The organism is Jutongia hominis, from assembly GCF_014384965.1.
GTDB classification, from domain to species: Bacteria; Bacillota; Clostridia; order Lachnospirales; family Lachnospiraceae; genus Butyribacter; species Butyribacter hominis.
In genome coordinates this window covers 41218-56258 of record NZ_JACRSW010000015.1, presented here as the reverse complement: position 1 = coordinate 56258, position 15041 = coordinate 41218, and the positions used below count along the sequence as shown (strand labels likewise).

The following is a 15041-nucleotide window of genomic DNA, read 5'->3' as shown; positions in this document are numbered from 1 at the left end:
TACGAACTTTTTATGATGCAGATTTTGCAGTCTCAAATGCCTTCTTATAACTTAATACTTTAGAAACGTATGATTTACAATAAGAAGGGATACCACCGTTTCGCTTTACGGCACCGCTTCCTGCATTGTACGCAGCCAATGCTAAGCGGATATCTCCATTAAATTCCTTGATCTTTTGTGCGATGCATTTTGCCCCACCCATAATATTTTCTTCCGGATCATAAGGATTCGATACACCAAGACCTTTTGCTGTCTCCGGCATTAATTGCATTACGCCCATTGCACCCGAGCTTGATACATCTTTTGCATTAAAGTTTGACTCTGCTTTTGCAATGCCTTTTAACAGGCTTTCCGATACATTATATTTCTTTGCCGCTTTTTTAAAGATCGAATCGTATTTTGTCGTTTTCATCGAATCTGCTGTCGTAGTATTAGATGAAGCTGCTGTTTTTTTTGCTTCCTTTGCAACATCTTCATAAATCACTTTCTGACCATTCGCAGGATTCACAAAAACAACCTGCTTTGCGCTGTCATCGATTTTCGCTGTTTTGTCTGTGTCTGTCTTCTCTGTATCCGTCTGCTCTTTTGAAGCGACGGTTCCTTTTTCCTCTTTATGGAGTACATTTTCAAAACTGGTAAGAGTTGTCTGGCGTGCTTTTCCATCTGTATATGTCTCATACGGCTTGATATTTAAATAAGAAATACTTTCTACCATGACATTCCCTCCTTTGTTTCCTTCTGTGAGCTTATTTTCCGTTATCTTCTTTGACAGATTCTTCCTGAATTTTCATTGCATATAAACTTTTGCAATTCTTTTATTTGTTCGAAAAGAGACTGCCAAGTGTCATCTCTCTATTCTTCTGTATGTCTATTATCTTTTGATCAGCAATTTCCTGACCGGATATTTTCTTTATCGGCTGATATGCAGTCTCCTGACCGGATATTTTCTTTATCGGCTGATATGCAGTCTCCTGACCGGATATCTTTTTTACTTTCCGGTATTTGGTCTCTGTGCTTACTGCTTTCTGTACATTCAGATATTTTGCAAAATGGATGGCTGCTTTTTGTTCCTTTTTATAATCCATTTCCCGCAAAAGTATAGTATCCACCGGCACTCTTTTATAATGTCCGTTTCTGCCGGCAACCGGTTCTTTTGTATCTGCTTTGATACAGGAAATCGTCTTAGCATTCTGTCCCTGTTTGACCATAACATTCTCTTTTCTTTTTATATATTCATTCATATGTCGACGTACAGATACTGTCTGTCTTGTCATCCTGCAAAAATACGACGCAACATTCCTATCTTTTTATTATATAGTTTTAAAAAATATACGTCAATATCCTATTTTCTCCATTTTTCCCTCTTCTTTTCTATTCTTTTTCTAAAAAAACACGTTGAAATAAAATAATACTTTCTTAAAAAATGATAAATTTACAAATTTTACCCATACGCTCATTGCGAAACGAAAAGCAATATGATAAAGTAACACTTGAAAAATTGTACTGTTTCTACGCTTACAGATGTATTTCGTACTATTTTTCAAGACATTATTATTTTTGACCTGAGAGGAGATTTAATTATGGTAAGTACCGGAATTGTAAGAAAGCTAGATGAGTTAGGCAGAATCACTTTACCAATAGAGTTACGTCGTTCTATGGGAATTTTAGATCGAGCACCATTAGAGATCATTGTGGATGATGATCGTATCGTATTAAAGAAATACCAGCCGGAAGACATTTTCACCGGCGAAACCGATGACCTGATCGAATATCATGGTCTTAAAGTATCTAAGAAGTCTATTGAAGAACTTGCAAAGATTGCTGGTATTACAAAATAATTTTTTAGATTACATAAGGTTGAATTCTGATCAGATCATGATCGGGATTCAGCCTTATTTTTACAGGGAGGGGTTATTTTGAAAGCAGAATGGTTACAATTAACGGATATATTGGATCAAAGCGACAACATTGTATTCTTTGGCGGCGCAGGCTGCAGCTGTGAAAGCGGCATCCCGGATTTTAGAAGTTCTAATGGTTTATACAGCCGGAAACTCGGACAAAATTTTACACCGGAGCAGTTGGTATCTCATACCTTTTTCATGCGTTACCCAGACGATTTTTTTTCATTTTATAAAAAGAATCTGATCTATCCGGATGCCAAACCGAACGGCTGCCATATCGCTTTAGCACAGCTTGAAAAGCTCGGAAAATTGAAAGCGATCGCTACACAAAATATTGACGGTCTGCATCAGGCAGCCGGTTCCAAAACAGTTTATGAATTACATGGTTCTGTTCTTCGAAACTATTGTATGGATTGTCATGCATTTTATGATGAGAAATTCGTACTTGCTTCCAAGGATATCCCGGTCTGCCCTGTCTGTGGCGGACGTGTTAAACCGGATGTCGTTCTTTACGAGGAAAGTCTTGACGAACAAACAATTGAAAATACCATTCAGGCGATCAGCCATGCTGACACACTGATCATCGGCGGCACTTCTTTAGTTGTCTACCCGGCAGCCGGTCTGATCGATTATTTTCACGGAAAACATCTTGTCCTGATCAATAAAAGTACAACTTCAGCTGACTCAAAAGCAGACCTTGTCATTCACGATAGTATCGGCGAGGTGATGAAAACGGCTGTCGATGAACTTTTAAAAAGACACCCCTCTGCATAATTTCCAAACAGGCGATATGTGACACAACACACATCGCACAGCATAAAACAGATCATGTACAAAGCAAAATAAAGTTTAGCCGGATCACTTATACAGAACTTTAGTAATATAATATGAAACAATAAAAAAACGTTAAAGAAGAATTTATACAAAAATGGGAGGATTTATTATGAGATATTCTTATAAAACAAGAGGAACCTGTTCCAGCCAGATTGATTTTGATATCAATGGCGATGTCATTACAAATGTAGCATTTACAGGTGGATGTAATGGTAATACACAAGGCGTTGCCTCATTGGTTGACGGCCTGACCGTCACACAGATTGAAGACCGCTTAAAAGGCATTCAATGCGGTATGCGTGGTACTTCCTGTGTAGACCAGCTTTCACATGCTGTCCGCGAAGCATATGAAGCAGAAAAAAACAACGCATAAATATCCAAAGTACTATCTTGAAACATATTTACAAAAATATTGCAAGTGCCAGATTGCAACAGTAATATTCTAAAAGATAAATTTGCAAGAAACAGTGTACATCAACAGAATTGTAAAAAATAAATTTACAGGAACCGGAGTACATCAACAGAATTGTAAAAAATAAATTTACAGGAACCGGAGTACATCAACAAAATTGCAAAAGATAAATTTATAACTACAACATAAAGTATCTACAAATAAGAGCATCGGAAGATTTTTCCGATGCTCTATTTGTTATCTTACGATTCAAGTCAGCAAAAAGTTCGTTTTCTGACAAAAAACTCTCGATTCTGTCAAAGATCTCTCAATCTTTTCGACATTCTGATCTTTTGATTTGATTAGTTAAAGAACTGATCCCATAGACTTCCGCTATCTGAGTTACCATCATTCTGGTCATTGTCCTGACCATTATTCCGGTTGTATCCATTCTGACCGTTATTATTCTGACTATCCTGTGAATTATCAGCACTTGAACTGTCATCTGTTGACAAGCTGTCTAAAGATTCTTTTCCCTGCAAAGTAACTTTTACTTTCTTTTCCGTATATTTTCCGTTGTTACTTCGCTGTAAGGTGATCGTGATCTCTGTACCCTTCTTATAGCTGTTGACCTTTTCCTGAAGACTTTCCATCGTTGTGACTTCCATCTTATTTACAGCTGTAATGACATCGTTGGCTTTGATTCCACCCTTGTCTGCTGCTCCTCCCTTGGCAACTTCCTTAACATAAACACCATATGGTACATTATAAGCTGTAGCAGCTTCTGATACGGTACTTCCTGTAATTCCGAGATATCCTTTCTGTGAATCGTTCAAAGTCTCACGATTCATTAATTCATCAATGATCGGTGTCGCAACGGAGATCGGAATTGCATAACCGACACCTTCTACAGAAGAAGATGCGATCTTGGCAGAATTAATACCGACAACCTGTCCTTTCATATTGATCAAAGCTCCTCCGCTGTTACCCGGATTGATTGCTGCATCTGTCTGAATTGCTTTGATCTTGTTTTCTTTTGAACTCGTTTCAGAAGATTCCGTAATCTCTCTGTCTTTCGCACTGATATATCCAACGGTAACTGACTGGCCATATCCGAGAGCATTACCGATTGCAATAACCATTTCACCAACCTTGATATCATCAGAGGAACCGAGGTCTGCAATCTTGATCTTGTCCATCGTTGATTTCTTCATTTTAGAAGTCTTTACAGCAACAACGGCAAGATCATTTGATGAATCCGCACCTTTTTCTGTTGCTTCATATACTTCACCATCAATAAACTGTACAGAAATCGTCTTGGCACCATCAATTACATGATTATTTGTTGCGATCAAAAGCTCTTTTTTATTCTGACCTACAATAAAACCGGAACCTGCACTGGTTGAATCCTGTCCTTTGTTATACTGGCCAAACAGATCATAATAGGCTGTTCCCTCTGTTGTACTTGTGATCGCTACAACTGCCGGCATCGTCTGTTCCGTGATCGCTGATACATCATTTGTACCAATTGCACTGTTTGTTGCTACATTTCCTGTAGAAGTAGTAGCAATTGAAGTACCGGAAGTCGAACCGTTATCACCTAAAACCCGGTTTGATACATAATTCACTGCATTAAAACAAATACCGGCTACTAAACCAAACAAAACAGCTGCTGCCGCAACAAGACCGACTTTTTTTCCAAAAGTAAGCGGCTTTTTCTCTCTTGGCTTTCTATTTTTCTTTGGTTTTTTCGGATTTTCGTTGTTCTGGAAATTGCCCGACCGGTAATAATTCCCCTGCCGGTAACCTGATCCGTTTCCATTTGAATCATACCCATTCTGCTGATAGCCTGTCTGCCCGTTGCCACTCTGGTTATAACCACCCTGCTGATAACCTGTCTGTCCGTTACCGCTCTGGTTATAACCGCCCTGCTGATAGCCTGTCTGTCCGTTATTGCTCTGGTTATAACCACCCTGCTGATAGCCTGTCTGTCCGTTATTGCTCTGATTATAACCACTTTTCTGATAACCTGCCTGCTCATTTCCTGCAGCACTTTGCGTGCTCTGGCTGTCTGCTGTGTTCTTAGATTCGTAATAATCACCGGAATGTGTTGTTTCGCTGTTTTTATTATTATAAGAATAACTATACACCGATGATCCTTCTTCCTGATAATTTCCTTCTACCGAATTGCCATATTCGCCGGTATACTGCGTACTCTTTTCCTCTTTATTTTCATCCATTGCGTAAGACCTCCATTTCTACTGTTTTTGCTCTGCCCTATATTCTTTTTGCAACCGTTCATGCAAAAAATATATTTTGCATATAAAGCACAAGCGACTTAAAACTACAGTTACATTACCTCTTATCCGTTGCAAAGTCAACTATTCAGGGCAATATACAGTAATGAATTTTCTTTCTTAGATAGTGTAACAATGAAATGTGTATAAGTTGTGAAATTTCCTCATTTATAAAAACATGCCGGCATTCGCAAAACAAATTCCTGTACTGTGCCAAACATCCTCCCAAACAAAACCGGAAATGCGTCACATCTTAACGGATCAGATTGTGTTTCTATTTCTTTTAATTTTAAGCGCACTGTTTCAGCTGATAGGAATTTTTAAGATTTTTTTCTTTTTTGCCCTGATTATGGGCGCTCTCATCTGATATAGGGGGCAGGGCCAGTCCTGATGTACATTGCTGTTTGGGAATCTCAAAGACCGTCGCCACTTGGCTGCTGTTTTTTAGCAGTCTATGTGTGCGCTACGTGGCTTTGCGAAGCGGGAGCGTGTCCCAAACAACAATGCTACTCAGGCTGAGTCGCCCCTATAGTTATGACCCGCGCCCAATCAGCAAAAAAGAATAAAAAATCAAAAATTCTAATCAGCTGTCGCGTCTGTCCTAAAATTAAAAGAAATAGAAACACAATTCAAAAACACGAATATGACGCATTCCATTTTGTTTGGGAGGATGGTTTCAGGGGGATGCATTTTGTTTTGCAAATGCCTAAAAGAGCCTAAAAGATCAAAGAATATATTGCGAATTATTCCGTAAACCGATATAATATATTCAAATAAATTTTATATTGAATAGAAATCAGAAAGAAAGCTATCACATTTTTTATAAAATATGATATTAAGTTCGAGGGGGATTTTTCCGGTATCCGGCAGAACAAATATCATTCTACGTGAAAAGAGAAGGTGAAACATTGATCAAAGAAAATCAAAAACTGTTAAATATTTTACAACTGGTGATTGATGCTGTCATCATTGCAGCATCCTTTTTACTTGCTTACGATCTTCGATTTGATGATACATGGAGCCCGTTGATCAAGCATCATATCATTTCACCACCGATCGGCTATATGCGGCCCTGGGGTGATTATCTGCGAATGCTCATATTGATCATCCCGTGTTATCTGGTCATGTATCGTTTATTTGGGATGTACGATCCTAAGCGTACAAACGGCAGACGTGCCGAACTATGGGCATTGATCAAAGCAAATGTCCTCGGCGTTGTTTATTGTGTTGCGGCTCTCTACCTATTAAAAGAGCCAAATATCGCACGATTATTTCTGATCATTTTTGCAGGAACCAATTTAGTCGTAGATTATATCTTCCGGCTTTGCGTTCTTCGTATCTTAAAACAAATGCGACGCTCCGGTAAAAATCTAAAACACATTCTTTTAGTTGGTTTCAGCCGTACTGCACAGGGTTATATCGACCGTCTGCGTTCCCATCCTGAATGGGGATATAAAATCCATGGTATTCTGGATGATCATGCCGGTACCGGCACGACTTACCGTAATATTGAAGTAATCGGATCAACGAATCGTCTGGCAGACCTTTTAGCAACAAATGAATATGATGAAATTGCGATCACATTAAGTATCAATGAATATTCAAAACTGGAGCATATTGTTTCGATCTGTGAGAAATCCGGTGTGCATACAAAGTTTATTCCTGATTATAATCATGTGATCCCTACCAAACCTTATACAGAGGATCTTGACGGACTGCCTGTCATCCATGTACGGCATGTTCCTTTAAGCAGCTCCTTTAACTCTACGATTAAACGATGCGTTGATATCTTTGGTTCATTAGTAGCAATAATAATCTTTGGAATTCCGATGCTCATTATTGCCTGTATCTTAAAGATCACGGATCCCGGCCCTTTGATCTTTAAACAGACACGTATCGGTTTGCATAACCATGAATTCAATATGTACAAGTTCCGATCAATGCGTGTGCAAAAGGAAAATGAAGAGAAGAAAGCCTGGACAACTCAGAACGATCCACGCATTACACCAATCGGAAGATTCCTGCGTAAATCCAATATGGATGAACTTCCACAGCTTTTTAATGTATTAAAAGGAGATATGAGTCTGGTCGGGCCAAGACCGGAACGTCCTTTCTTCGTAGACCGTTTTAAGGAAGAGATTCCTCGTTACATGATCAAGCATCAGGTTCGCCCCGGCATGACAGGCTGGGCACAGGTCAATGGCTATCGTGGAGACACTTCTATCACAAAGCGAATTGAATGCGACCTTTATTATGTAGAGAACTGGACATTGTTTTTGGATTTTAAAATACTTTTCCTGACTTTCTTTGGCAGAAAAGTAAATAAAAATGCTTATTAGATCGGAGAAGATATATGAAAATTCGCAGCAAACTGCTTGTGGTCTTTCTGATTGTAACCACATTTCCGATTGTGATCATGTTTCTTTGCATTACTGTTATTTTAAAACAACAGACAACTGCATTCGAAAAAGAATTCTGTCTATCGGATCATAAGCTTCAAAGCTATGAGCTGATCCGCGATCCGCTGGCATTTTATCAAAAGTTGACAGAATATGACTATGATACAGTCTTGAAAATTTTAAATACATCAGATACCGTTACTATCGGTAAAAAAGATTGTAAAAATATAGAGCAGCATCTCATTAATGCCAAAACAAGTCTTGTTGTACTTTACAATGAAACACCTTACTATATTGGCAACACAAAACAATTCAAAGAACTTGCCGGAACAGATACAGTCAGTTTTTCAAATAATACCGGCAGGCTATCAGCCGATACAACTTCCAGTCAGATTATCCGTGAGTGTCGTTTTACTTTTACGGATGGTGCGCAAGGGCGGGCATTACTCCTTACCGACTGTTCTGTTACGAAGAACTGGCTTCACCATTTCTTCAAACAGATCTGCCTTGCTTTTCTGCTGATCATGCTGATTACAACAACGTTTACAACCATCTGGATCCAGCAAAGTATCTTACGCCCGATTGAACTGCTGCGGCTCGCAACCGCCCAGATTGGGCTTGGTAATCTTGAAGATCCGGTTCCGGTCACATCGCAGGATGAGATTGGTCAGCTTCGTAAAGACCTTGAACAGATGCGTATCCATTTAAAAGAGATCGTCAACAAAGGAATCCAGTCTGAAGATAATACCCGCGAGATCATGAGTAGTATATCGCATGATCTTAAAACACCGATTACTGCGATCAAAGGATATACCGAAGGAATACTGGATGGTGTCGCAGATACACCGGATAAGCAAAAGAAATATTTGCAGACAATCTACGCAAAAGCCAATGATATGACTTATCTGATCGATGAGTTGTCGGTCTATTCCAAAGTAGAGCAAAACTCTCTGCCGTATAATTTTATTTCCGTCAATCTGGAAAACTACTTTACAGATTGCATTGATGAGTTTTCTCTTGACCTTGAATCGCAGAATTTCCATCTGGATTACATCAACGATACAGATAAGAATACACAGATCATTGCCGATCCCGAACAGCTCAAACGTGTGATCAACAACCTGATCAGCAATGCTGTCAAATACAGCAAAAAAGAAAATGGGCATATTACGATCCATATTAAAGATGTGCCTGTGCAAAACAGCAAACAACCTCTTTATCGTCAGATAAATGAGGATGGAACCGATAAATTCCCAACCATACGACCTGAATATATACAGATTCAGATTGAAGATAATGGACTTGGCATAGCCAAAAAGGATTTACCGCATATATTCGACCGTTTCTTTCGTGCAGATACTTCCCGCAACTCTTCAAAAAGGGGCAGTGGTTTAGGACTTGCCATCGTTAAGATGATCATTTCCGACCATGGTGGAAAGGTATGGGTTGACAGTACAGAAGGAATCGGAAGTTGCTTTTATTTTACATTAAGGAAAGATACAAAAAATAACGGAGGTGCCTATGAACAAGATATTGATCATTGAGGATGAAACAGCGATCGCTGAATTAGAAAAAGATTATTTAGAATTAAGTAACTTTGAAGTTACGATCTGTAATGACGGACTGGAAGGTTCCAAACTTGCATTAAATGAGGACTTTGACCTGATCCTGCTGGATCTGATGCTTCCAAATATGGATGGCTTTGAGATCTGCAAACTGATCCGCGATAAGAAAAACACACCAATTATTATGGTGTCTGCCAAGAAGGATGATATTGATAAGATCCATGGTCTTGGACTTGGTGCAGACGATTATATTACGAAACCATTCAGCCCAAGTGAGTTGGTTGCCCGTGTCAAGGCACATATGGCACGTTATAAGAGACTGACAGCTTCCGGCAAAGAGGAAAACGAGATCATCGAGATCCGTGGTTTAAAGATTGATAAAACTGCCCGTCGTGTCTATCTGAATGACGAGGAACGTATCTTTACGACAAAAGAGTTTGATCTGCTGACATTCCTTGCCGAACATCCAAACCATGTATTCTCAAAAGAAGAACTTTTCAAAGAGATCTGGGAAATGGAATCGGTTGGTGATATTGCAACGGTTACGGTTCATATCAAAAAGATCCGTGAAAAAATTGAAAAAACAACATCGAAGCCTCAATACATTGAAACTATCTGGGGTGTTGGATACCGCTTTAAGGTGTGATATCGTTCACAAATAAACGTAAATCGTTTACATTTTCTTCATAAGTGTATCATTGAGAGTTCACATTTGCTCTATATAATGAATTTATCAGATGAAGAAAACATTTGATAAGTGCTTAAATTTTTTTCATACCTTCTCCTTATTAGGATCGCTTCCCCGGCGGTCCTTTTATATTGTCTTTTTTGGAACTGTAGAACAAAATATGTTGATAAGAATCGTCTCTTTTTTATTTTTCTGTTATCTATTTCCAGCTTCTCTATTACATAATGAACCCCAAAAGATTACATACTAAAAAAAGAAGCATTTTGTTAATCCGCAACAGGAAATGAGGTCATTATGCATACTACATCTCTTTTTCGTCATTTTATGATAACGGTTGGCATCTCAGTTGCCGTATACCTTTTTATGACATTTCTTCTGCCTTATCTCTTCCCTTTTTTGCTTGCTTATATTTTGATGCGTATGCTCTGGCCTGTCATGGAATATTTGCACAATGTATGCAAATTTCCGCGTTTCTTTTCACATTATGGTACACTTATCCTCTTTTTTGGTGGAATCAGTGCTTTCTTTGGTGCGGTTATTTACAAGTTATATACACAGATCCGGTTGTTGTTCACCAATATACCTGTTTATCATCAGACTGCAGTTTCCTTTTTTGAAACACGTTGTGCTTCTTTTGGCCGCTGCATTGATCATCATTTCAACTTACATTTTGGCACGGCAAAGACTTTTTTATACGAGCAAATGGCTTTAATCGGAAAAAACACAACAAAATTTATGAATAACAACATATGGAAATGCCTCTATTATATGCTGTCGCAATCGTTTCATATATTTGCTTTTCTTATCATTGTATGCGTTTCGATGATCATTCTGGTACGGGAAATGAAACCTTTACATGATATGTTTCGAAAAAGCCGCTATTTTACTCCGGTTCATTTTGTACTGACAAACGTAAAAGAGAGCGGACTTACTTACCTGAAAACCGAAGGGATCATTCTTCTGTTAAATGGTATCGTCTGCTCTCTTGCTTTTTTCCTGATACACAACCCATACTTTCTGCTGCTTGGCGTTGCGATCGCTGTTTTAGATGCTTTTCCTGTTCTTGGAAGCGGTATGTTCCTGCTGCCATGGGGCTTTTTCCTATTCCTTTCAAAAGAATATCTGAATGCATCCATTCTTTTTACTGCCTACATTATCACCTTACTGATCCGTGAGATTTTAGAAGCCAGACTGCTTGGAGATGGTATGCATCTGAATGCTTTTGTCATGTTAGCTGCAATCTTTATCGGAATTGAGCTTTTTGGTATCGGCGGGATCTTACTCGGTCCGTTATCCTTAGTCCTGATCCGATCCCTTTTACAGCTGGCTTCCCCCTGATCGTATATTCTCATTTCTCGCTGTCCTATGCGAACATTTTCTAAGTTCTCAACTCTTGCTGTCTTGCCCGGACATTTTCTTAATTCTCATCTCTTACTGCCTTGCCCGGACATTTTCTTAATTCTCATCTCTTACTGCCTTGCCCGGACATTTTCTTAATTCTCAACTCTTGCTGACTTGCCCGGACATTTTCTTAATTCTCATCTCTTGTTGACTTGACCGGACATTTTCTTAGTTCAGCAAAAAACACTGCCAAAAGGCTGTTATCTGTACAGGCTTTTAGCAGTGTTCCTATTATTCATTATTAATTAAAGTATACCAGTTCTTCTTTTGGTTTCTGCGCCTTCTCAACCGATTCCGCATAAAAGACCGGTCCTTCTTCACCATATTCTTTCATATATTTGAATTCGAGTCTTGCAACTACGGTTACATATTCCTGGTTCTTATATGGTGCCCAGTCATCGGCTTTACACAAAAATCCCATATATTGCACATCATCCGCACAACATGTCATTGCCATACGTCCAAAGACCGCAAAGCCGCCTGGAAGTCCCGGTGGCTTCTGGATCATACCGGACACACGCATGGTCTTGCCGGTGTAAGTTTCAGGATGATCTAACATATCAATATACCAGATACCAAAATCATCTTCCGAAATATCAATAATATCTGCATTGATATCAAATGGCATTTCATCTTTCATCTCATAGAATGCATCGTCTTCTGACTCATATACGATCTGTGCTCTTGGATTGACCGCTTTTATGCTTCCACGGATCGCATTTTTATTTGTCTGAAGTGTACAGCGATTGATAATGATCATTTCTGCCATTCTGAACTGATCTACCATCATAGATGGCATATTCTTCATATACATCTGGAATGTCTCATCATTTGCTACATCAATCGTCTGAAAGATAACTTCTCTGTCAAAGCAGATTTCTTCTAACTCGTCATACATTTCCGGGATATGCTTTGTCGGCCACATTCCATTGTATTCAATAATGATCCGGTCCGGGCGATGTTTTTTCAAAAACTTCTCGACTACTTTGCCATTGAAGCTTTCCTCGTCTTCGATATACTCGCAGGCCGCTTTTGTTTTCTCTAACATCGCACTTTCATACTCTTCCTCGCCTTCTTCACACGCAAGGATCAATGTCTTGGCTTTATCATCAAACATATCATCCGTCAAAAGGTCACGGATCAGGCTGGTCTTTCCTGCCTCTAAAAATCCCATGATGACATATACCATCATTTCTTCTTTTTTCTTTCCAAACATAGATAACCTCATTTCCATTTCTGTTACAGCTAAAAAGCTGTCTTTGGTCATTTATTATGATACTTTAAATAATTCCTTGATCTTATCTTCTTCCAGATTAGAACCGATCACACAAACTCGTCCTGTAAAGTCTGCCGCACCACGACGTACTTCTGTCTCTTCCGGGACAAGATCAAAATGGAACCACTCTCCCTCTGCTGCCGGCACGATTCCTTTCGCACGTAGTACTTCGCCAAACTTCTTGTCTTTTGCTAACTGATCAATGATCGCAGACAGCTCGTCTTCAGTGAATTTGTGAGCCGTCTCAATTCCCATGCTCGTAAATACATCATCTGCATGATGATGTCCATGTTCATGATGATGTCCGCATCCGCATTCTCCATCGTGATGGTGCTCATGGTCATGATGATCATGTCCGCATCCGCATTCTTCATCGTGATGGTGCTCATGGTCGTGATGGTCATGTCCGCATCCACATTCTTCATCGTGATGGTGCTCATGGTCATGATGATCATGTCCGCATTCTTCATCGTGATGGTGCTCATGGTCGTGGTCATGTCCACAGCAGCATTTATCACCATCATGATGATGGTGATGATGTTCATGCTCATCTACAAGTTCTTTTTCTAACGAATTGATCTTTTCCATGGCTTCTAAGATATTCTTACCATTGATCTGATCCCACGGAGTTGTGATCACAGATGCTTCATCATTCTTTTCACGTATCATTTTCAAAACGGTTTCAAGCTTTTCTTCTGAGATATTCTGTGTACGACTTAAAATAACCGTTCCGGCATATTCGATCTGGTTGTTATAAAACTCACCATAATTCTTCATATACATTTTGCACTTTGATGCATCTACAACAGTTGCGGTACTGTTGATCACTACAGAATCACCGATATCCTGTACTGCTTTTACGACATCAGAAAGTTTACCGACACCTGATGGCTCAATGATTACTCTGTCTGGTGTGTATTTTTCCAAAACTTCTTTTAATGCTTTGCCAAAATCACCGACTAAAGAACAGCAAATACAGCCGGAATTCATTTCTGTGATCTGAATACCTGCTTCTTTCAAAAATCCGCCATCAATACCGATCTCACCAAATTCATTCTCTATCAGCACAAGTTTCTCTCCCGGAAAAGCCTCTGCAATTAACTTTTTGATCAAAGTTGTCTTTCCTGCTCCTAAAAAACCTGAAATAATATCAATTTTTGCCATTGTTTTTCTTCCTTTCTATGATCATTTTAATTATTTTCTGCATATATATAGTATATCAAACTTGTCAAATTTCTAGTAATTAACTCCAAAATCCAAGTGCTTCGCACTTGCCGCACTCTGTGCTTCACGATTTTGTCGTTCATGAATTCGGTGCAAGAAAGCAAGCTCTCTTGCATTGCGAATTCATGATATAATGAGCCAATGAGAAAAGCAAGCGACGGCAAAGCCGGCATTTGCTTTTCTGGGCGAATTAACGAACAAATTATTCTGCGTAGCAGAATGGAAAGCTCCGCAGGAGCGTATTTGTGAGTTTAAAACTAGCTCTCTTGCATTGCGAATTCATGATATATCAAACTTGTCAAATTTCTAATATAGTTTTTTTGGTTGCCTCATACATCGCAATGCTTGCCGCGATCGGAAGATTCAAGCTGTCAATCCGATTTGAATGTGGAATGATCACGCTTTGTCCGATCTTTGAAAATTCTGCAGGAAGTCCTGTTGCTTCATTACCAAAGATCAATGAGAAACGTCCTTTCGGGCGGACATCATGCAAGCTGCACTTCGCATCCAGCATAAATGGATATAATTCTCTTTCACCATACACCTTTTGGTATTCTTCAAATGAATCAAAATATACAAAATCGGTTGAAAATATCGCTCCCATAGATGCTCTGACGACTTTCGGATCAAATGCATCAACAGCCGGGCGGATAATCGCCATCTGGTTCATTCCAAAACCTAATGCACTTCGCATGATCGTTCCCATGTTACCTGCATTGGATGGATTGACAAGCACGATATGGTTTCTCTGTGTTGAAAGTTTTGATGTAAACTTATGGAATTCGCCGATCACATAACAGTTTTCTTTCTGCGACAATACATGAAAGATCTTATCCGTATAGACCATTTCCACGTTAGCTTCTTTGCAAAGCAAGGTCAGCTTATCAAGTGTATCCCCTTTTTTCATTCCTGAATGAATAAATACCCTTGTTACACTTTCTTTCTTGAATTTGAGCAATTCAAAAGTCAAAGTGATGCCTAAAGAATAGGATACCTGATCTTCTTTTCGATATCTTTTATAGGTTGCCATAGCTTTCTTCCTTTCTCTAATGCTTATATGACTCT

At 39.1% G+C, this 15041-nt stretch carries 13 protein-coding genes; 7 read left to right on the top strand and 6 right to left on the bottom strand.

From position 1 onward, the window contains the following. Positions 1 to 10: 10 nt before the first annotated feature. Both H8700_RS04670 and H8700_RS04665 read right to left on the bottom strand, forming a co-directional pair. Positions 11 to 715 (bottom strand): lytic transglycosylase domain-containing protein, encoded by a 705-nt coding sequence (locus tag H8700_RS04670; protein WP_249303850.1) that lies wholly within the window; start codon positions 713 to 715, stop codon positions 11 to 13. A gap of 100 nt (positions 716 to 815) precedes the next feature. Further along, positions 816 to 1274 carry a hypothetical protein gene (locus H8700_RS04665; protein ID WP_249303845.1) on the bottom strand — a complete coding sequence of 153 codons (459 nt, stop codon included), beginning with the start codon at positions 1272 to 1274 and terminating at the stop codon, positions 816 to 818. Positions 1275 to 1580: 306 nt separating this feature from the next. Here H8700_RS04665 and H8700_RS04660 point away from each other — a divergent pair, with 306 nt between their 5' ends. The 3 genes from H8700_RS04660 (at position 1581) to H8700_RS04650 (ending at position 3108) form a co-directional block, all read left to right on the top strand. Then, positions 1581 to 1838, top strand: coding sequence for an AbrB/MazE/SpoVT family DNA-binding domain-containing protein (locus H8700_RS04660; RefSeq protein WP_022141043.1), 258 nt, complete (start codon positions 1581 to 1583; stop codon positions 1836 to 1838). A 78-nt stretch (positions 1839 to 1916) separates the two neighbouring features. After that, positions 1917 to 2675: an NAD-dependent protein deacylase gene (locus H8700_RS04655; RefSeq protein ID WP_249303843.1), complete on the top strand. Its 759-nt coding sequence runs from the start codon at positions 1917 to 1919 to the stop codon at positions 2673 to 2675. A 169-nt stretch (positions 2676 to 2844) separates the two neighbouring features. Further along, a complete protein-coding gene (locus tag H8700_RS04650; RefSeq protein ID WP_022141045.1) occupies positions 2845 to 3108 on the top strand; it encodes a TIGR03905 family TSCPD domain-containing protein in 264 nt (87 codons plus the stop codon). Between the two features lie 380 nt (positions 3109 to 3488). Here the strand turns inward: H8700_RS04650 and H8700_RS04645 are convergent, their stop codons facing one another. Then, complete coding sequence (locus H8700_RS04645) at positions 3489 to 5366, bottom strand: S1C family serine protease (RefSeq protein ID WP_249303841.1); 1878 nt, start codon at positions 5364 to 5366, stop codon at positions 3489 to 3491. A gap of 965 nt (positions 5367 to 6331) precedes the next feature. Here H8700_RS04645 and H8700_RS04640 point away from each other — a divergent pair. The 4 genes from H8700_RS04640 (at position 6332) to H8700_RS04625 (ending at position 11413) form a co-directional block, all read left to right on the top strand. Further along, on the top strand, positions 6332 to 7762 hold the full coding sequence (locus tag H8700_RS04640) for an undecaprenyl-phosphate glucose phosphotransferase (protein WP_249303838.1): 1431 nt from the start codon (positions 6332 to 6334) through the stop codon (positions 7760 to 7762). Positions 7763 to 7776: 14 nt separating this feature from the next. Further along, positions 7777 to 9366, top strand: coding sequence for a sensor histidine kinase (locus tag H8700_RS04635; protein WP_249303836.1), 1590 nt, complete (start codon positions 7777 to 7779; stop codon positions 9364 to 9366). Then, positions 9344 to 10033: a response regulator transcription factor gene (locus H8700_RS04630; RefSeq protein ID WP_022141049.1), complete on the top strand. Its 690-nt coding sequence runs from the start codon at positions 9344 to 9346 to the stop codon at positions 10031 to 10033. The genes H8700_RS04635 and H8700_RS04630 overlap by 23 nt, the downstream gene beginning before the upstream one ends. A gap of 336 nt (positions 10034 to 10369) precedes the next feature. Next, the gene (locus H8700_RS04625) at positions 10370 to 11413 is read left to right on the top strand and encodes an AI-2E family transporter (RefSeq protein ID WP_249303834.1); all 1044 of its coding nucleotides are present in this window, start codon (positions 10370 to 10372) and stop codon (positions 11411 to 11413) included. A gap of 304 nt (positions 11414 to 11717) precedes the next feature. Here H8700_RS04625 and H8700_RS04620 read toward each other — a convergent pair whose 3' ends face one another. The 3 genes from H8700_RS04620 to H8700_RS04610 form a co-directional block, all read right to left on the bottom strand. Continuing rightward, positions 11718 to 12692 (bottom strand): TIGR03943 family putative permease subunit, encoded by a 975-nt coding sequence (locus H8700_RS04620; RefSeq protein ID WP_249303832.1) that lies wholly within the window; start codon positions 12690 to 12692, stop codon positions 11718 to 11720. Between the two features lie 54 nt (positions 12693 to 12746). Further along, a complete protein-coding gene (locus H8700_RS04615; RefSeq protein ID WP_249303831.1) occupies positions 12747 to 13916 on the bottom strand; it encodes a CobW family GTP-binding protein in 1170 nt (389 codons plus the stop codon). Positions 13917 to 14274: 358 nt separating this feature from the next. Continuing rightward, a complete protein-coding gene (locus tag H8700_RS04610) occupies positions 14275 to 15006 on the bottom strand; it encodes a TrmH family RNA methyltransferase (protein WP_022141053.1) in 732 nt (243 codons plus the stop codon). Between the last annotated feature and the right edge of the window lie 35 nt (positions 15007 to 15041).

Coding starts and splice junctions, on each gene's coding strand:
- H8700_RS04670 (WP_249303850.1), bottom strand. CDS start 715: ATGGTAGAAAGTATTTCTTATTTAAATATCAAGCCGTATGAGACATAT.
- H8700_RS04665 (WP_249303845.1), bottom strand. CDS start 1,274: ATGACAAGACAGACAGTATCTGTACGTCGACATATGAATGAATATATA.
- H8700_RS04660 (WP_022141043.1), top strand. CDS start 1,581: ATGGTAAGTACCGGAATTGTAAGAAAGCTAGATGAGTTAGGCAGAATC.
- H8700_RS04650 (WP_022141045.1), top strand. CDS start 2,845: ATGAGATATTCTTATAAAACAAGAGGAACCTGTTCCAGCCAGATTGAT.
- H8700_RS04645 (WP_249303841.1), bottom strand. CDS start 5,366: ATGGATGAAAATAAAGAGGAAAAGAGTACGCAGTATACCGGCGAATAT.
- H8700_RS04635 (WP_249303836.1), top strand. CDS start 7,777: ATGAAAATTCGCAGCAAACTGCTTGTGGTCTTTCTGATTGTAACCACA.
- H8700_RS04630 (WP_022141049.1), top strand. CDS start 9,344: ATGAACAAGATATTGATCATTGAGGATGAAACAGCGATCGCTGAATTA.
- H8700_RS04625 (WP_249303834.1), top strand. CDS start 10,370: ATGCATACTACATCTCTTTTTCGTCATTTTATGATAACGGTTGGCATC.
- H8700_RS04620 (WP_249303832.1), bottom strand. CDS start 12,692: ATGTTTGGAAAGAAAAAAGAAGAAATGATGGTATATGTCATCATGGGA.
- H8700_RS04615 (WP_249303831.1), bottom strand. CDS start 13,916: ATGGCAAAAATTGATATTATTTCAGGTTTTTTAGGAGCAGGAAAGACA.
- H8700_RS04610 (WP_022141053.1), bottom strand. CDS start 15,006: ATGGCAACCTATAAAAGATATCGAAAAGAAGATCAGGTATCCTATTCT.